Source organism: Gammaproteobacteria bacterium (assembly GCA_013214945.1).
Lineage (GTDB): Bacteria > Pseudomonadota > Gammaproteobacteria > Enterobacterales > Psychrobiaceae > Psychrobium.
Window position 1 is genome coordinate 39,028 of the sequence record JABSRT010000023.1, and the last position, 17,808, is coordinate 56,835.

The following is a 17,808-nucleotide window of genomic DNA, read 5'->3' on the forward strand; positions in this document are numbered from 1 at the left end:
AACAAAGCCCGTATCCTTAGACTTTATATACTATATTTGTCATAAACTTATTATTCGGAATAAAAATGTTAGACGCTAAATATCTTAGAAATGAATTAGAAGAAACCGCGCAACGCCTTAAGGCGCGCGGTTTTGAATTAGACACTGCTCAATTGGCCGAATTAGAAGAGCGTCGCAAGTCATTGCAAGCCGCGACCCAAGAGTTGCAAGCCGAGCGCAATAGTCGCTCTAAATCTATTGGCCAAGCCAAAGCACGCGGCGAAGACATTGCACCATTACTGGCTCAAGTTGGCGAATTAGGTGACAAACTTGAACTCGCTAAGAGTGAGCTGAGCACATTACTGGCCGATATCGAAGCCATTGTCATGGGCATTCCTAACTTGCCAGATGCCGATGTGCCTGTTGGCGCTGATGAAGACGACAATGTTGAAGTATCACGTTGGGGCCAACCACGTCAGTTTGATTTTGAAGTCAAAGATCATGCCGATTTAGGTGAAGCACTTGGTGGCATTGATTTTGCGGCGGCGGTAAAGTTGTCGGGTTCTCGTTTTGTGGTTCTAAAGCAAAACATTGCGCGAATGCACCGAGCACTGACTCAGTTTATGCTTGATCTTCATACGCAAGAGCACGGTTATACCGAAGCTTATGTGCCGTACTTAGTCAATGCTGATAGCTTACGTGGTACTGGGCAATTACCTAAATTCTCAGAAGATTTATTCCATACCAACCCTGCTAACGAGGAAGGTACTGGGCTAATGTTAATTCCGACGGCTGAAGTGCCGCTAACCAATTTAATGCGTGACGAGATTGTTGACGAAAGCGTATTACCGATTAAGTTTACTGCTCATACACCGTGCTTTAGAAGTGAAGCCGGCTCTTATGGCCGTGATATCAAAGGGCTAATTCGCCAGCATCAGTTTGACAAGGTTGAATTAGTGCAAATGGTTAAGCCGGAAGATTCAAGCGATGCATTAGAAGCATTAACAGGCAATGCTGAAAAAGTATTGCAGTTGCTTGAATTACCATACCGTAAAATGTTGTTATGTACCGGCGATATGGGATTCACAGCCGCTAAAACTTATGACTTGGAAGTATGGTTACCGTCGCAAGAATGTTACCGTGAAATATCATCATGTAGTAATACCCGTGATTTTCAGGCGCGTCGCATGCAAGCAAGATTTCGCAGTAAGGGCAGTAACAAACCTGAATTGCTGCACACATTAAACGGATCTGGTTTGGCGGTTGGCCGAACTTTAGTGGCTATTTTAGAAAATAACCAACAAGCCGATGGCAGCATTAGCGTGCCAGACGTGTTACGTCCATACATGGGAGGGTTAGCTTCGATTAGTTAATTTGGTGTATGAGAAATGACGATCAGTGGTTAAGATTAATGCTTTATCGTGCGATGATAGTTACGTTCACCGGTTTGATTTTTGTTATTTTGACAGATGCGTTTATCTTAGTAATGACCAATATTTAATCAAAAAATGCCGTTCAGTTAAGCTGAACGGCATTTTTCATGGGGTTGGCTTTGATATTTATCTGGTTTAAATGCCACCGATCCGTTGTGCCAGCTCTTTATAACGTTTTACATCTTCGCTATTAAACAATGGCTCATTGCTATCGCCGCCGACAGTGGACAACAGGCTTTCACGTGCTAAGCGCTTTACTCGCGCTTCGGAAATGCCTAAAAATTCAGCTGCGGCTGCAACCGTTAACGTTTCTTCCATGATCTGCTCCTTAAAAATAGTACCCAACACTTAAACATATCCATAACAACTTCTCAACATTTTTGTCGCCATTGCCTTGCTGGTAATTTAGCCAGCCTCGCTAAAATGTCGCTTAGTCACGACTAAAGGCTTATATCCATTTTTTGAAGATGCTAAACTCTCGCGTCTTGCGCCCCGTGAGGTGTGAGTCGCGAATAGGCGGCCTTACACTTCACGGGGCGAGCTTTGCTTGTTGGTCAAACGACGGAAATAACATAGATAGGAATTGTAGTGGATAGAGGTCAGTTTAGTTCGAAATTTGGGTTTATTATGGCAGCAGCCGGTGCAGCTGTTGGCTTAGGAAACATCTGGGGTTTTCCAACACAGGTCGCCAGTAACGGCGGCGCCGCATTTGTATTGGTTTATTTAGTGCTGGCATTTTGCCTTGCTTATCCGGCGCTGATGGCTGAACTGATTGTTGGTCGTGCAACGCGTCGTAATGCCGTTGAAGCCTTGCCTATGTTAACCGAAGTGCCGCTGTTAAAGCTTGGCGGCAAGCTTGTTGGCATCGCGGGTTTAATCACGGTAGCCGTTATTTTAAGTTTCTATGCCATTGTGGCTGGCTGGATGTTCGCTTCGGCGCTTGAGCCAGTGTTAAGCACGTTAGGCTTAGTTGAATCTGCGCAATGGGTCACTCAGTTTGGTTTGAGCCGTAATGTCGTGTTTACAGTGGTCTTTATGGTCGCGACTATTATGATTATTTGTGGTGGCGTACGTGAAGGCATTGAACGTTGGTCAACCCGACTGATGCCGGCATTGGTCGTCATTTTATTGCTGCTGATTGCATATATGATGACATTGCCCGGCGCAATAAAAGGTCTTGAAGTCTATTTAGTACCAGACTTTAGCCAAATTTTAGACGGTGGGCTGTTAGTTAGTGCACTGGGCCAAGCCTTTTTCTCCTTATCTTTAGGGGTTGGTTGCATGTTAATTTATGGCTCGTATATGTCGAGCCGAGAAAACATTGTGCAAGTGGGTGCCTGGGTGACTTTAATTGATGTTGGTTTGGCTTTTGTGGCTGGATTATTAATTATTCCTGCCATGTATGTCGCTCAGCACTATGGGGTTGAAATTTTTGACCAAAACGGTCAACTAATCGGTGGTGACAGCTTAATTTTTAAAGTGTTACCTAGTTTATTCGATCAGATGGGCACGATTGGTGTTTTTGTTGCTTTTGCTTTTTTCACGCTGATGTCATTAGCAGCCTTAACTTCGTCGATTTCTTTACTTGAAGTGCCAGTTGCTTATGTCGTTGAGAGTCATGGTGTTGAACGAAAAAAGGCCAGCTGGAGCATCGGCGCGTTAATTACCTCATTAAGCTTAATCATCGTGTTTAACTTTGAAGCACTATTTGGGCTAGTGATTGCTATTACTACTCGTTATAGTCAACCGATCCTTGGGATTTTCTTTTGTGTTTATGCCGGCTGGGTATGGCAGCGTAATAACGCGTTAACCGAAATTAAGAAAGGTAACTCAGGGGCGCAGCATAGTCTGTTCTGGGCTATTTGGCCGTGGTATGTACGGTTTGTTTGTCCGGTATTTATTTTAGCGATGTTCATTCATTCACTAAATTAAGCACCAATAATCGGTTATCGATGCCAGTCAAACTAATGGCTGGCATCGAAAGCGCGAAAATTACTTTTCAGCACGTCCCATAAACTTCTTATCCGTGGTATTCACTTTTACTTTTTCACCGGTAGAAATGTATTCTGGTACTTGAATAACTAAACCCGATGACAAAGTGGCTGGCTTAGTACGAGCACTAGCCGATGCACCTTTAATTGAAGGATCTGTTTCGGTGATCACTAATTCAACACTTGAAGGTAATACCAAGCCGACTGCAGCGCCATCAACTAAAACAACTTGCACGCCTTCGGTATTTTCATCAATAAATAGCACTTCATCGACGATGCTTTCTTTATTAAGGTTATACGGCGTATAGTCTTCGTTGTCCATAAAGACAAACTCGTCACCATCAAGGTACGACAACATTACATCACGACGCACTAAGTCGGCTAGGGTTAGCATATCGCTGTCTTTGAACGTTTCATCGACTTTTAAGCCAGATACTACATCGTACATCCGCATACGGTATAAACTACCGCCGGCACGTCCCTGAGGCACAGAACGTTCAATATCACGGACTACATAAACGCCATTATTGTATTCGATAGCGGTATTTTTCTTTATATCACTTGCCTTTGGCATGAAATTTTTCCTTATTAATAAAAGCTGGCACAAATTATAAGGCATTCGCACTGCTGTTGTCACAATATTGAGATAAAGATAATTTTTGTCGATTATTTGGGGCTAATTAAGCGCGAGGTCGATGGTGAATGCTGGTGAGAATGGAACGAGGATAATTATGACTTGGTGGATTGAGACATTGATTTCGTCAAGCGGTTAATGCTTGACGAAATCAAAATTGAATCAACGTTGCAACGTTATTTTATTAACGCTCTATCCCAATATTGCTAACGCCAAAGTCGTTAAACTCTTTTCTTAATTCTTTAAGAAACGGCGTGGTAGCATTACCTTGCTGTTCGATTCTTTCAAGTAAATATTGCTGTAACGCTTTTTCTTCGACCATCATTTCATGATCAAAAGTATCTTCATCGGTTAAGTCACCTTCAACGGCGGTAATATAACTGGCGACAGTCGAACTTGATAGTTTACTAATATTAATTAAATCATCATCTATTTGCTGCTCAAGTGCCACTAATAAGGTATTAACAGCCATCGCTGTATCAATGGCAGGGATCACCCCAAAACAATCAAAGTCACGCTGCTCAGGAATTTGTTCAGCCAACTTTTCTAACTGTACTTCAATGTTAAACTTTACCCGTTGTTTGGCTATTTTTTGCCAAATGATATCAACAATGACATTAAGTACTTTGGGCTCGCCAAATTCAGTCGCTTGACTAAATAATTGATAGTTTGGCAGCATCCGTTCGGTCAGCACAGTAGCAAAAGTCATCTTTTGCTCGAAACTTAATTGTTTAATTCTGGTAAAAAAACCTGGTTGTTTAGTCATTAATACTGTCACTTGTTTGATTGAGTAAGTTAGTGCCAACAGTGGCAACTAGCTGTAATTCATCTAATATTTCTAACAACTCTGGCTCAATGTTACCGATGTCAGTATGCCTTTTTAATGCGGTTTCAATCGAGTGAGCAAGAGTTTTTAATTGTGGAACGCCAGTGTAGCAGCATGCGCCATGTAGTTTATGAATAATTTTTAATAAATTATCGACTTCGAGCGTTCGCATAGCCTCTTCAATGTTGACGATATTTTGCGGGATACTGTCGATCAGCATTTGCAGCATATCTCGCGCTAAATCTTCTTTGCCCATCGCTTGTTCTAACGACTCTTGCCAATTGATGTGTTCATTGTCGTTATGAGCTAGCTGGTTGATATTACCTGCGCCGAAAATCTGACTGTGGTATTGGCGGCTTGGTTGATTGGACTTGATCCAGCGTTCTAATAACTTCATTAGAGTATCTTCGCGCAACGGTTTGGTTAAAAAGTCATCCATCCCTTTATTCGACCAAGCTTGTTTCTCTTCGTCTAACGCGTGAGCGGTGGTCGCAATAATAGGGACCAGCTGATTTATGCCGTGCTTGCGGATTATCGCGGTCGCTTGCAGACCATCAAGCACTGGCATTTGAATGTCCATGAAAATAATATCAAATTTGGTATGGCGACAAGCTTCAACGGCTTCCTCACCGTCAACAGCTTGCACGATATTGCCAACTTTATCCGCGAGCATCGTGCTGATGAGCTTAAGGTTGGCTTCGTTATCGTCAACCACTAACGCTCGCTGGTTAGGATAAATAATTTTGGTCGGCTGTTGGGTGTAAACCACCGGGACCGTAATGGCATAAAGCTGTTCAATGCTGTGATAAAGTCGCTTACAGCTCATCGGGCTGATATGACATTCGTCGGCACCAAGCGCAATAATATTTTGATGGAGGATCAAATCATTACTATCAATTAACACAATGACTTGGCTGGTTGACTTGGTTGATTCAACAATCGCCCTTAGCGGGGCTAAATCTTGGTAAGGGCCTGGGCAACTGATAATAGAACAATCGTACTCAACTGAGTGTGAGGCGGCTTGCCAAGCGCCTAAATCATCGAAACTATCAACATCAATCTTCCAATGTTCCAATTGATTTTTAATAATTTCACTTTGTTCTGGCTCAGCAAAAAACAACTGGACTTTTTTAGTGATGGTGGCATCAACATAAAACGCTGTTTTTGAATTACTTTGTTCTAACGAGATATGAAATGAAAACTGGGACCCGATGCCGGGCTCGCTCGCGCAAGAAATTTCACCCTGCATTTCTTCGATTAAGCGTTTGGTGATGACTAAGCCTAAACCACTGCCACCGTAGTTACGGCTAATGCTGCTGTCTGCTTGGGCAAAGGCATTAAATAATTTCGGTAACTGTTCACGATGAATGCCAATGCCGGTGTCAATGACATCAAAAAACAATTGGTAATTATGACCGGCTAATTGCTTGGCGCTAACGTTTAATCTGACCTTGCCTTTTTTGGTGAATTTAATCGCGTTACCAATTAAATTGGTTAAAATTTGTTGAAAGCGTTGTTGATCACCCAGTAAATTGTCGATGGTGTCGGGTTTGATCTCAACGATAAGATCAATATTTTTTTCATGGGCCGTGGTGGCAAGAATATCGACCACATCATCGACCGCATCACGCAAGTTAAAGCTCACACTGTCGAGTCGAAATTTACCGGCTTCTAGCTTCGAAAAATCAAGAATATCTTTAATTATATTAAATAAACCTTGCGCTGATTTTTCGATGGTTTGCAAGTAATCGATCTGATTGGGCTGTAATCGAGTTTTTAATAACTGTTGAGTGAGGCCGATCACGCCATTAAGCGGGGTCCGCAGTTCATGGGACATGTTAGCCAAAAATTCAGATTTAACGCGATTGGCCTCATAGGCTTTCTTTTTTGCAATATCGAGTTCGATATTTTTAATTTCGATTTGCTCCATTGTTTCGCGCAAATCACTGGTGGCGGTATCAATGTTCAGTTGCATTTGATCTTGATATTCTTTTAGCGAACTGGCCATCGCATTAATACCGCGCTTTAATATTTCTAACTCGCCAATCAAACTGCCTTGTAACCGAGTATCGAGCTTGCCTTCTCGAATTTTTGCGACCGCGCGCACCATTTCTGAAATAGGGCGGGTAACGTTGTTGACCAACCGAAAGGAGAAAAATAAATTAAGCTGTATACCCAACAAAATAATAATGAAGGTAGTGACCGCAACGCGATGTTGTTGCAATAGCGTATTATGGCTATTAAGTTGCAACATCATGTAACCGACGGTTATTTCTTGGGTTAAGTTACCATATGAGTTGGTGATTTCAAGCGTGATTGGGCTAATGATTTCGACATAATCATCGGTTGAGGTAATGGTCAGTTTAGTGGGTAATTTACTGACGCCAAGACTTTTTCCTGCCATAATTCGATGATAGTTACTGGTGACATAAAGCTGATTATATTCATTAAATACCGCGATTGAATTAATCAAGGGTGAGTGACTTCGGTGCATGGTATCAACTAAGTCTTTTAACTCTTCACGTTTGTCATTTTTCAGATTTTGCGCAGCCGTAATGACAAGGGGCCGAATGATATTGACCCCTTGTTGCTCTAACGTCGTTTCCAGATCGTTAAATAAACTGAAGGTAAAAAAGCCGCCGAGCATCAGGCTGACTAAAATACTCGGGGCTAATGTTAAAATTAAGACCCAGGAACGAAGACTATAATTGGCTGAACTGTTCATTTGTGGGAAAATAACCTTATCTAGAGTAAATCCGTGCCGCGTTGTCGACTTTATGACTCAATCGGCTTGAGTTTCTATATCCATATCATAGCAAATAGACCAAAGTTTGTAATGAATAATGATGTTAACTAATTAAGCAGTATCAATAATATGGCAAATTTTTACATAGCAAAGAAAAAAATTAAGAAAACCGGTAAACAGCAAACTCTGATGATTGACAAGCTCGATCAGAAATTTCAGGGTTTGGGTTATATCGACAATAAAGTTGTTTTTGTCGCAGGCGCCTTACCCGGCGAAAAAATCACGATGCAAATAACCCGTGATCAAAAAAAATATGCCACCGGACAGCTGATTGAAGTACTTGAACCTGCCGCTCAACGTATTGAGCCTAGCTGTGAGCATTTTTCACTGTGCGGTGGTTGCCAGACTCAATATGTCGATGATAGCTATCAGGTTAAACTAAAACAGCAAGGGTTAGAGAACCGAATGCGACATGTGGCACCGCAAGCGTTATGGTCGCCAGCCATTGAGTCACCTGCGTGGCACTATCGCCGCCGCGCACGAGTTGGGGTTCATGTGGTCCGCGGTCAGCTAACGTTGGGCTTTAGACGTCAGGGCAGTAACGATTTAATTAAGATTAAGCAGTGCTTGGTGTTAACTGCGCCTTTTGACCAGTTATTTCAGCCGTTAGAGACGTTAGTACAATCTTTAAGTATTACCGATCAAATTGGCCATTTAGAATTTCTTGCAGTAGACAGTGGTAATTATGTGGTGATTCGATTATTAACCACGTTGAAGCTCGCTGATCAGCAGTTGTTAGCCGATTTTTCCAAAGCCCACCAACTGACGTTTTTAATTGCCGATAATGACAATCAAATAACCAACCTTGATGGCGCGGTGCCTCAGTCGTTATCTTATAAGATGGCGGGTGATACCATTGCGTTTAATGCGGCAGACTTTATTCAAGTTAATGCCAGTGTTAACCAACAGATGGTGGCACAGGCTGTTGATTGGTTAGCGCTTAAGCCAACCGATAAAGTGTTAGATTTGTTTTGCGGGGTTGGAAATTTCAGCTTAAGCATTGCGGCCAAAGCGCAAATGGTGGTTGGTGTCGAGGGTGTTAATGCGATGGTTGAGCAGGCTAAAGTTAATGCCGAGGCTGCTAACTTAGATAATGTCACTTTTCATCATAGTGACCTGTCTGAACCACTGGCTGAGCAGGCATGGTACAGCAGAAAATTGGGTGAACAGGTTGATAAAATCTTACTTGATCCGGCGCGTGATGGTGCGATGGCGATTGTTGAGCAATTATCTAAGCTAAAACCTGAAATTATCGTTTATGTTTCTTGTGAGCCTTCGTCACTAGAACGTGATAGCTTGATCATCATCAAGCATGGATATATATTGGAGAAAATCTGTGTTATGGATATGTTTCCGCAGACAACTCATTTAGAATCAATGGCGTTGTTTCGAAAAGTTAAGTAGACATAGCAAGGAATAGTAATGGTTGCAATTCGTGAAGGCCACCTAGCCGGGGTATTTGATCTTGAGGTTTGGGTAACAAAATTTGGGCTTGAAAAAAATCAAGTTGAGCTTTTTAAGACGCTTTATTTAAAATTGTTTCAGCTGGCTGGTGAGTCATCAGAGCTGAAACAAGTGTTAGATAAATCGCGTGAAATGGCCGAAATTTTGCAATCCATGCACATGGATTTGGACGCATTACAGGCGTCATTACTATATCCTTGGCACGAACAAAAGCTACTTGATGACGAGCAAATCGTAAATTTAACCAATAATCGAGTTAAGGTGTTGGTGACCAATGTTTATGAAATGGCTGCGATTAAAACACTGCATGGCAAAGGCCGAAATTTATCAGGCGTTCAAGTCGATAACCTGCGCCGGATGTTAATGGCGATGGTCGCCGACGTCCGGGCGGTGGTGATAAAGCTTGCCGAACGCGTCGCGTATTTACGTGATATTAAAAACGCCGACGAAGAAGTGCGGGTATTAGCCGCGCGGGAAATTTCGGATGTTTATGCCCCCCTTGCTAATCGGCTCGGCATTGGCCAGCTAAAGTGGGAACTTGAAGATATTTCTTTCCGCTATCTTCACCCTAAAATCTATAAAAAAGTTGCCAGTTTACTTGATCAAAAACGCCTTGAAAGAGAATCTTACATCGCGAGCTTTGTCAGTAATTTGTCCAATGAATTAGACGGATTATCGATTAAGGCGCAAGTTTACGGTCGACCAAAGCATATTTATTCAATCTGGAAAAAGATGGATAAAAAAGGACTCGCTTTTGATGAGTTGTTTGACGTGCGGGCGATTCGCGTGGTGGTTGATAAGCTCCATGATTGTTACTCGGCGTTAGGCACTATTCATACTCTATGGCATCACGTGCCGAGTGAATTCGACGATTACGTGGCTAACCCTAAGAGCAATGGTTACCAATCAATCCATACTATTGTGGTTGGGCCGGAAGGGCGCACCGTCGAAATTCAAATCCGTACCGAGAAAATGCACAATGATGCCGAGATGGGGGTTGCTGCGCACTGGCGTTATAAAGAAGGGGTAGGGGCGACTAAGGCCAGCAGTTTTGATGGCAAAATTGAATGGTTGCGTAAAATTTTGGCGTGGCAAGATGACGTTAAAGACAACAGTAACTTGGCCGATGATATTCGCTCTCAAGTGTTTGACGACCGAATTTATGTTTATACCCCAAGCGGTGAAGTAATTGATTTACCCAATGGCAGTACCCCATTAGATTTTGCCTATTATATCCATTCTCAGGTGGGGCATCGTTGCATTGGGGCCAAAATCAATGGCCGCATTGTTCCCTTTACTTACAAGCTAGAAACGGGTGAGCAGGTTGAAATTTTAACCAGCAAAGAGCCTAACCCGAAACGAGATTGGTTAAACCCTCGCTTGGCTTATGTTTTTTCGGCGCGTTCACGGGCGAAAATTCAGCACTTTTTTAAGTTGCAAGACAAGGAAAAAAATCATGCAGCAGGCGTCGAATTATTAGACGTTGAATTAGCGCGAGTAAATTTAAAGTTGAGTGATTGCCAACGGGCGCTTAAGAAATACAATGTCAGTCAGCTTGATGATTTAGTGGCGGCCGTTGGTTGTGGTGATATCAAAATTAATCAATTGATTAACTACTTGCAACAACAATTACAGCCAGCACCGGCGCCAGAGCCCTTGCAGTTCAAAAAAGCAACGACTCAAACGGCTAATCGAAGTGAAGTTGTGGTTGAAGGCGTCGGTAATTTATTGACCCATATTGCTAAATGCTGCCAACCAATCCCAGGGGATTTAATTGACGGTTTTATTTCTCAGGGTAAAGGAATTTCGGTGCACCGCAGTGATTGTGAGCAATTAAAAGAATTATTGCATCGTCATCCTGAGCGCAGTGTTGAGGTGAATTGGGGCGGGCAGTCAACGGCGGGTTATTCACTGGACGTGATAATCTTTGCCAATGATCGTAATGGCTTAGTCCGAGATATTACCGCAGTCATTGCCAATGAAAAAGTCAGTTTGTTAGGCATGAACACTCATACTAATCAGCAAACTCAGGTCGCAACTATTGAGTTAACGCTTGAGGTGGCTGGGCAAGAGATATTAAGCCGAACCATCACTAAGTTGACCAGTGTTGATGAAGTCTTTGAGGTTAAACGACGTTAATTTAGCGTGGTAGGCACAGACATTAGATTGTTGTTTAGTTTGATTTAAACTAAACAACAATCTCATTTAAGGCTGTTGCTAGATTGGTTGTTCGTTAAGTTAACTACAGCACTTTTTATATTTTTTGCCGCTGCCACAGCTACATGGATCATTACGCTGGGGTGTTTTCTCAAAGCGGGTGGTTTGAGGTTTGTTTAATAGCGCGTCTAATTCAATGATATTTTCTGGGCTGTCGGCATCAATCGTGATATTAGCCACTAAGTTATTCTCAGTAAGTCGGGCTTCAACTTCAGTTTGGCGTTGCTCGCTAGCGACGACCAACGTTAATGGCGACTCTTCTGTACCAAGTTTGATATCACGTTTGGTGTTATAACCAGACTTGACGTGATTCTCTCTAATTTCGATCCGTCCTTTATAATACAAGTTATGCATGTTGTTTCCTCGTTCAGTAAAGCGATACCCACACGACTTGTTAAATAATAAATGTTCAACGATTTTGGCAAGGTACGACAAATCGCGCATTATCACACGATTTAATCTGATATTCGAGGGACATTTATAGACATTGCCACGCCAAGCAACAAAATTGTCCAATTATGCACTATGCCACCCGATATCGGTCGCTCTGACAAGACTAATGGCTTAATGCATCATGTTTTCGTTCGCGCATTGCCTGATTAAGAATTTGCCACGCAGAGCTCAAAAACAGGGCGGCAAGAACAAATGCTACGGCCAAATCAGACCAAGCGGAACCGGTTACCCAAACCCCAGAAGCTGCAGCCAACACAATTAAATTGCCAATGGCATCATTACGGCTGCACAGCCATACTGAACGAACATTGGCATCGCCATCTTTATATTTTCGCAATAAAAAGACACTAAGCAAGTTAGCTAGGCAAGCGGCGATGGCGACAGTGCCCATAGTTAGCGCATTGGGGGAGTTAGTATAAAAGATATGATAAACCGTTGAACCACTGACCCAGAGCGCCATCACAAGTAAGCTGATGCCTTTGGCCATGGCAGCATTGCTGCGGATAGTGAGCGATTTACCGATGACCCATAAGCTTAAGCCATACGTTAAGCTGTCGGCTAAAAAGTCTAATGCATCGGCTTTTAATGCCTGTGATTGGGCGCCGATCCCGGCCGAAATTTCAACCAAAAACATGATCGCATTAATGGCTATGACCCACCATAAAATACGTTTGTAGGCTGAACTCATGCCATCAAAATTTTTCTCGTGCCCACAGCAAGCTGCCATAACTCTCTCCTGATTAAAATGCCAATTGGCAATCAATATTATTTGAGTTTATGATAAAACCTCTAGTTACTAGAGGTTCAACTGTTATTTGGTTATTACTGGAGATTAATTTATGGCGGTGTATTCGATAGGTCAGTTAGCTAAATTGACAAATTGCAAGGTACCAACAATTCGTTATTACGAGCAAATTGGCTTGTTAAGCCAGCCTGCTCGAACGTTAGGCAATCAACGCCGCTATAATGGCGAGCACCTGAGTCGGCTGCAGTTCATTCGCCATAGCAGGGCGCTTGGTTTTAATTTAGAGGAAATTAGTCAACTGATCCACTTACAAGGTTGTACTAAACACTCTCCCCATGACGCTCACGCAATAGCGACCAGTCACCTGTTAGATATTCAGAAAAAAATACGTCAGTTACAAGCATTAGAACGTGAACTTGCGCAAGTGACCAATTGCTGTAACAAAAACACATCGTATCAGTGCAAGGTTTTAGAAGCCTTAAATGATTTCTAATGACTTGGTAATGCCACGTGCTGGTGAACACTTAATTAAAGGAATTAGTATTATAGCCAGATCTGTAACATTACAATTGGTGCTAGCTATTTAAATTACCAATAAAATACGGACATAAAAAAGCGGTCGTTGATATGTCAACGACCGCTTGGCTAAATAAATTGTTACAGTTGTTTAATGATCGAGTGCTTCACCTGCTCCTTTAGGGAAACGGATTGACTCAACCATATCTTGAATCTCCTGTGGGGTTTCAGCCGTTACTTTAGCGACAGCAAAAGCTGTTACAAAGTTAACTATCATGCCGATGGTACCGATACCTTCAGGTGAAATACCCATGAACCAGTTGTCAGCATTATTGGCCGCTGGGTTAATAAACTTAAAGTAGATAATATATGCTGCGGTAAAGCTTAAACCAAGCACCATACCAGCGATCGCACCTTCTTTGTTCATTTTCTTGTGGAAAATACCCATGATGATAGCTGGGAACAATGATGAAGCTGCTAGGCCAAAGGCAAAAGCAACAACGGCGGCGACGAATCCTGGTGGGTTAATACCAAAGTAGCCGGCTATCACAATACCAACAGCAGCGGCAATACGGGCATAGCCTAATTCTTGTTTATCTGAAATATCCGGTGCCCAGTTTTTCTTGAGTAAATCGTGTGATACCGAAGTTGAGATAACGAGTAATAAGCCAGCAGATGTAGACAGTGCAGCAGCTAGGCCACCGGCCGCTACTAATGCAATTACCCATGCTGGTAAATCAGCAATTTCAGGGTTGGCTAACACGATGATGTCACGGTCAATTTTCATTTCGTTACGTTCATCGCCAGAGTAGAACATCTTGCCATCGCCATTCTTATCGTTAAACTCGATAAGGCCAGTTCTTTCCCAGTTCTTTATCCAGCTTGGTGCTTTGGCATACTCAGTACCCGTCATTTCTGGACCATTGATCGTTTCAATCATGTTAACTCGGGCAAATGAAGCCAGCGCAGGAATAGTGGTATACATGATACCAATAAATACTAGTGCCCAGCCTGCTGAGATTCGAGAATCTTTAACCTTAGGTACGGTGAAGAAACGGACGATAACATGTGGTAAACCCGCAGTACCAACCATTAGCGCGCCAGTGATACAAAATACATCTAGGGTGCTCTTTCTACCCTCAGTATAGGCGCCAAATCCAAGCTCTTTAGTTAAGCCGTCAAGCTTATCAAGCAAGTAACCTGAGCCATCAACCATTTCGCTACCAAAACCAAGCTGAGGAATAGCTTGACCTGTCATCATCACCGAGATGAAAATTGCTGGTACCATAAAGGCAAAGATTAAAACACAATATTGAGCGACCTGAGTATAAGTAATGCCTTTCATACCGCCTAATACAGCATAAAAGAATACTACAGCCATGCCGATAACGACGCCGGTCTCAATTTCAACTTCTAAGAAACGTGAGAATACTACGCCGACACCACGCATTTGACCTGCAATGTATGTAAAGCAGATGAAAATAGCACAGAATACCGCAACAGTACGCGCGGCATTTGAGTAGTAACGATCGCCGATAAAGTCAGGTACGGTAAACTTCCCGAACTTACGAAGGTAAGGCACCATACACAGCGCCAGTAAGACATAACCACCAGTCCAACCAAGCAAGTAAACGGAACCGTCAGAGCCGGTAAATGATACGATACCAGCGAGTGAAATAAATGAAGCCGCCGACATCCAGTCAGCTGCTGTTGCCATGCCGTTCATGACCGGGTGAACCCCACCACCCGCAATATAGAACTCTTTGGTTGTGCCAGCGCGCGCCCAAATAGCAATGCCAATGTATAAGGCGAAGGTAAATCCAACAATAATATAGGTTAAAGTTTGTACGTCCATGGTTTACTCCTATTCTTCTACGTTATATTTTTTGTCTAAATCGTTCATCTTTTTAACGTAGATGAAGATTAGTGCAATAAAGACATACATCGCGCCTTGTTGAGCAAACCAAAAGCCCAACTTAAAGCCCATAAATGTAATAGTGTTTAACTCTTCGATGAAAAGGATCCCACAACCATAAGAGACCACAAACCAAACCGCGAGTAACTTAAACATCATGCGAAGGTTCTCTTTCCAGTACTTATCTGCCTGTTCTTTAGATTCGAAACTCATATACTGCTCCTTTTGTTTTTTCGTTATTTTGGAGTTACGTAATCTAATCTAGCAGTGCAGTAGTAGAGTTAAATCCAGACCTTAGTCTATAGATTTTTGGCTTATAAAATTAACAAAGTATGCTAAAGTCCTGTTACGGCAGAGGCTTAGCCAGATTGCCCTTGCCTGTGAGCAGTTAAAACTAAAATTAATCAGCAAAAAACTCGACTATGGTCTAGTAAAAAAACAATAAATAGCTTGAGCGTTTTAGAACAATACGTTTTAATTAAAATTAGAAGCGTAGTGACTAATTTTTATTTTCTTATTTATTTATTTTTGAATATTTTTCAGAGGCACCATGAAATTTTCAGATGATTCTAACTTAGCTGCTAAATATTTACGTTTGGCAGTACCAAAAATGGTGCAACATAAAATCGTACCAAACCCACTTAATTATGCATTGTGGTATAGCTATTTTTCTAATGTGTCAAAAGATTTAAACACCGCGCTAGACAGTACAATTGAACGTTTTGGTACCTGTCCCCAGGTGGTGAGTGAAGCATTGTTTTTGTCACACTTATCAGACACTGACAAACTGGATCAAGTTGAAGGGTTTCAAGATTCGTTAATGAATTTGGCCAGTGGATTATCTGACAGTATTGAAGCGACCACACTCGATACTGGGACCCATTCAAACGAATTAAAAAAGAACCTACTAGAGCTAAATTCATCACTTGAGACAAGTGATGAACCATCGGTAATTAAGCAGTTGGCAACTTCTGTCCAAGCAATTTGTGAAAGCAATGATAAATTTCAACGCCAGATTGATTTGGCGTTATCAGAAATTGCGACGTTAAAATCTGAACTTGAAAATAGTAAACTTGAGGCGACAACCGATCATTTAACCGGTCTGTTTAACCGACGAGTGCTTGGCTCAATGTATCAAGATTTGTCGATGAAAAGTGCTGATATTGATATTGCACTGATAATGATTGATATTGATCACTTTAAAAAATTCAATGATACCTTTGGTCACAATATGGGTGATCAGGTCTTAAAGTTTGTCGGTAAATTATTACTTAATGAATGTAAATCGCCCTGTATTCCAGTTCGTCTTGGTGGTGAAGAGTTCACCATTTTATGCCCATCGTATAGTGTCAAACAAGCAGAGAAACTCGCTGAAGTCATCAGGCGTAAACTTGCTAGTGCCCCTTTAGTTAACGGCAAAACTAACGAAAAGATCCCACCGATCACGGCGTCTTTTGGCGTGGCACTCGCGGGTCCTAACGATATATTAACAACGGTATTAGAACGAGCAGACATGGCATTGTACTCAGCGAAATCTAATGGTCGCAACAGAGTGGAAGTCGCAGATTCTATGGCACAATTAAATTAGTTTTTAGCATGGGGTGTTGTCGTTATAACCGATTAAATTAACGGTAATAGCCCAGTTTGAAATTCAGGATCTCAACAGATAATAGCGAACGTAATTTTATTTTTAGCTGATTTACAGAAAGCTTAATTTGAATGCTTAATTTGAATGCTTAATTTGAATGCTTAATTTGAATGCTTGGTTGGAATACTTAGTTGGAATTCTAAAATATCGTAGCAATTGAAATAATAAATGATTAGCAGATAGTGCCATGGGGATTGGGTAGAAAAATTGGCGCGCATGGAAGGAGTCGAACCTCCGACCGCCTGGTTCGTAGCCAGGTACTCTATCCAGCTGAGCTACATGCGCACTAATCATAAAAAACAAATGGCGGAGAAGGAGGGATTCGAACCCTCGATGGGATTTAAAGCCCATACTCCCTTAGCAGGGGAGCGCCTTCGGCCACTCGGCCACCTCTCCGTCTTGCAGTGCATATTAAAGTCTTATGGTGAAAAGTCAACACTAAAACTGGTTGTTTGCACAATATTCATGCAAACAAGAGCTTAAATGCAATAATTCACCAGTTTTATGTATTTACCACATTAAATCATCTGGGATTTGGAAGTCAGCGTATGGGTCTTCTTCATCAACAGTGACCGGTTGGTTGTCATTAAGCAATAATACATATTGGCTATCAACGCTTTGAATCTTTTGCACGGCTTGCGCAGCAATGATGTAAATTTTAGTCTCGAACTGACAAATACCAATTCGACCCTTGGTTAAGGCGTTTTGATTAACTTCATTAACGTAGAGCGTTTTAACTTTTGAATCTTGGACATAATTAAAAGAAAGCTCGCCCTGGTAATCAGTAATTTGTAGCTGTTCGAGCATCTGCTTCACATTGGCAATCTCTGATTTTCTATCAAGCTCAGCTTTAATGCTTTTATTTAAGACTAAGTCAGATTCAGCTTGTTGTTGTTTTTGTGCCGCTAGCGACTCTTGCAGCTCGCTTGATGCTTGAGTTTGGCCTTTACGAACGGCTTTGTTATTTTTACGCTTTTCACTGCGAATTTGTTTGGCATTTTGCTTGTTGGCAAGCCCAGCCTTGAGTAATTGTTCTTGTAGTGATGCCATGAGTATTGGTGGTCCATATTGAGGATTTATCGCAGCATCATACCAATGCCAAGGGGAAAGTGCTAGCCAAGTGCAAGGCGAGTTATTGGCTAGTAACAGGCAAGTGTTAAAATGGGTTTATTACCGCATGG

At 42.1% G+C, this 17,808-nt stretch carries 15 protein-coding genes and 2 tRNA genes; 6 read left to right on the top strand and 11 right to left on the bottom strand.

Annotation, left to right across the window (positions count from 1 at the left end; translation table 11 throughout):
- The first annotated feature begins 65 nt into the window (after nt 1-65).
- Entirely contained in the window at nt 66-1,352 is a 1,287-nt protein-coding gene (gene serS, locus HRU23_16300; GenBank protein ID NRA55702.1) for a serine--tRNA ligase, read from the top strand.
- Nucleotides 1,353-1,547: 195 nt separating this feature from the next.
- On the opposite strand, the gene HRU23_16305 is transcribed toward serS, so the two are convergent.
- Entirely contained in the window at nt 1,548-1,730 is a 183-nt protein-coding gene (locus HRU23_16305; protein ID NRA55703.1) for a helix-turn-helix domain-containing protein, read from the bottom strand.
- 264 nt (nt 1,731-1,994) lie between these two features.
- On the opposite strand from HRU23_16305, the gene HRU23_16310 reads away from it, so the two are divergent.
- Nucleotides 1,995-3,344: a sodium-dependent transporter gene (locus tag HRU23_16310; protein NRA55704.1), complete on the top strand. Its 1,350-nt coding sequence runs from the start codon at nt 1,995-1,997 to the stop codon at nt 3,342-3,344.
- 60 nt (nt 3,345-3,404) lie between these two features.
- On the opposite strand, the gene yeiP is transcribed toward HRU23_16310, so the two are convergent.
- The 3 genes from yeiP to barA all read right to left on the bottom strand — a co-directional run bounded on the left by yeiP (nt 3,405) and on the right by barA (nt 7,588).
- Nucleotides 3,405-3,977 (bottom strand): elongation factor P-like protein YeiP, encoded by a 573-nt coding sequence (yeiP, locus tag HRU23_16315; protein ID NRA55705.1) that lies wholly within the window; start codon nt 3,975-3,977, stop codon nt 3,405-3,407.
- 244 nt (nt 3,978-4,221) lie between these two features.
- Nucleotides 4,222-4,803, bottom strand: coding sequence for a YjaG family protein (locus tag HRU23_16320; protein ID NRA55706.1), 582 nt, complete (start codon nt 4,801-4,803; stop codon nt 4,222-4,224).
- Nucleotides 4,796-7,588 (bottom strand): two-component sensor histidine kinase BarA, encoded by a 2,793-nt coding sequence (gene barA, locus HRU23_16325; GenBank protein ID NRA55707.1) that lies wholly within the window; start codon nt 7,586-7,588, stop codon nt 4,796-4,798. Before barA ends, HRU23_16320 begins: the two co-directional genes overlap by 8 nt.
- Nucleotides 7,589-7,738: 150 nt before the next feature.
- On the opposite strand from barA, the gene rlmD reads away from it, so the two are divergent.
- Nucleotides 7,739-9,073 (top strand): 23S rRNA (uracil(1939)-C(5))-methyltransferase RlmD, encoded by a 1,335-nt coding sequence (rlmD, locus tag HRU23_16330; GenBank protein ID NRA55708.1) that lies wholly within the window; start codon nt 7,739-7,741, stop codon nt 9,071-9,073.
- 18 nt (nt 9,074-9,091) lie between these two features.
- Nucleotides 9,092-11,272: a GTP diphosphokinase gene (gene relA, locus HRU23_16335; GenBank protein ID NRA55709.1), complete on the top strand. Its 2,181-nt coding sequence runs from the start codon at nt 9,092-9,094 to the stop codon at nt 11,270-11,272.
- 99 nt (nt 11,273-11,371) lie between these two features.
- On the opposite strand, the gene HRU23_16340 is transcribed toward relA, so the two are convergent.
- Complete coding sequence (locus HRU23_16340; protein NRA55710.1) at nt 11,372-11,704, bottom strand: SEC-C domain-containing protein; 333 nt, start codon at nt 11,702-11,704, stop codon at nt 11,372-11,374.
- A 202-nt stretch (nt 11,705-11,906) separates the two neighbouring features.
- Nucleotides 11,907-12,530 (bottom strand): cation transporter, encoded by a 624-nt coding sequence (locus HRU23_16345; GenBank protein ID NRA55711.1) that lies wholly within the window; start codon nt 12,528-12,530, stop codon nt 11,907-11,909.
- Nucleotides 12,531-12,648: 118 nt separating this feature from the next.
- Here HRU23_16345 and HRU23_16350 point away from each other — a divergent pair, with 118 nt between their 5' ends.
- Entirely contained in the window at nt 12,649-13,041 is a 393-nt protein-coding gene (locus tag HRU23_16350; protein ID NRA55712.1) for a helix-turn-helix domain-containing protein, read from the top strand.
- A 174-nt stretch (nt 13,042-13,215) separates the two neighbouring features.
- On the opposite strand, the gene HRU23_16355 is transcribed toward HRU23_16350, so the two are convergent.
- Both HRU23_16355 and HRU23_16360 read right to left on the bottom strand, forming a co-directional pair.
- Nucleotides 13,216-14,919: a cation acetate symporter gene (locus HRU23_16355; GenBank protein ID NRA55713.1), complete on the bottom strand. Its 1,704-nt coding sequence runs from the start codon at nt 14,917-14,919 to the stop codon at nt 13,216-13,218.
- A gap of 9 nt (nt 14,920-14,928) precedes the next feature.
- Complete coding sequence (locus HRU23_16360; GenBank protein ID NRA55714.1) at nt 14,929-15,192, bottom strand: DUF4212 domain-containing protein; 264 nt, start codon at nt 15,190-15,192, stop codon at nt 14,929-14,931.
- A 337-nt stretch (nt 15,193-15,529) separates the two neighbouring features.
- On the opposite strand from HRU23_16360, the gene HRU23_16365 reads away from it, so the two are divergent.
- The gene (locus tag HRU23_16365; protein NRA55715.1) at nt 15,530-16,567 is read left to right on the top strand and encodes a GGDEF domain-containing protein; all 1,038 of its coding nucleotides are present in this window, start codon (nt 15,530-15,532) and stop codon (nt 16,565-16,567) included.
- A gap of 268 nt (nt 16,568-16,835) precedes the next feature.
- On the opposite strand, the gene HRU23_16370 is transcribed toward HRU23_16365, so the two are convergent.
- The 3 genes from HRU23_16370 to HRU23_16380 all read right to left on the bottom strand — a co-directional run bounded on the left by HRU23_16370 (nt 16,836) and on the right by HRU23_16380 (nt 17,677).
- A tRNA-Arg gene (locus tag HRU23_16370) sits at nt 16,836-16,912 on the bottom strand.
- A 19-nt stretch (nt 16,913-16,931) separates the two neighbouring features.
- Nucleotides 16,932-17,023, bottom strand: a tRNA-Ser gene (locus HRU23_16375).
- Nucleotides 17,024-17,137: 114 nt separating this feature from the next.
- On the bottom strand, nt 17,138-17,677 hold the full coding sequence (locus tag HRU23_16380) for a DUF2058 domain-containing protein (GenBank protein NRA55716.1): 540 nt from the start codon (nt 17,675-17,677) through the stop codon (nt 17,138-17,140).
- Nucleotides 17,678-17,808: the final 131 nt, after the last annotated feature.

Bases quoted from the DNA above. Each gene is read 5' to 3' on its own strand.
- serS (NRA55702.1), top strand. From the start codon at position 66: ATGTTAGACGCTAAATATCTTAGAAATGAATTAGAAGAAACCGCGCAA.
- HRU23_16360 (NRA55714.1), bottom strand. From the start codon at position 15,192: ATGAGTTTCGAATCTAAAGAACAGGCAGATAAGTACTGGAAAGAGAAC.
- yeiP (NRA55705.1), bottom strand. From the start codon at position 3,977: ATGCCAAAGGCAAGTGATATAAAGAAAAATACCGCTATCGAATACAAT.
- relA (NRA55709.1), top strand. From the start codon at position 9,092: ATGGTTGCAATTCGTGAAGGCCACCTAGCCGGGGTATTTGATCTTGAG.
- barA (NRA55707.1), bottom strand. From the start codon at position 7,588: ATGAACAGTTCAGCCAATTATAGTCTTCGTTCCTGGGTCTTAATTTTA.
- HRU23_16305 (NRA55703.1), bottom strand. From the start codon at position 1,730: ATGGAAGAAACGTTAACGGTTGCAGCCGCAGCTGAATTTTTAGGCATT.
- HRU23_16380 (NRA55716.1), bottom strand. From the start codon at position 17,677: ATGGCATCACTACAAGAACAATTACTCAAGGCTGGGCTTGCCAACAAG.
- HRU23_16365 (NRA55715.1), top strand. From the start codon at position 15,530: ATGAAATTTTCAGATGATTCTAACTTAGCTGCTAAATATTTACGTTTG.
- rlmD (NRA55708.1), top strand. From the start codon at position 7,739: ATGGCAAATTTTTACATAGCAAAGAAAAAAATTAAGAAAACCGGTAAA.
- HRU23_16355 (NRA55713.1), bottom strand. From the start codon at position 14,919: ATGGACGTACAAACTTTAACCTATATTATTGTTGGATTTACCTTCGCC.
- HRU23_16340 (NRA55710.1), bottom strand. From the start codon at position 11,704: ATGCATAACTTGTATTATAAAGGACGGATCGAAATTAGAGAGAATCAC.
- HRU23_16345 (NRA55711.1), bottom strand. From the start codon at position 12,530: ATGGCAGCTTGCTGTGGGCACGAGAAAAATTTTGATGGCATGAGTTCA.
- HRU23_16320 (NRA55706.1), bottom strand. From the start codon at position 4,803: ATGACTAAACAACCAGGTTTTTTTACCAGAATTAAACAATTAAGTTTC.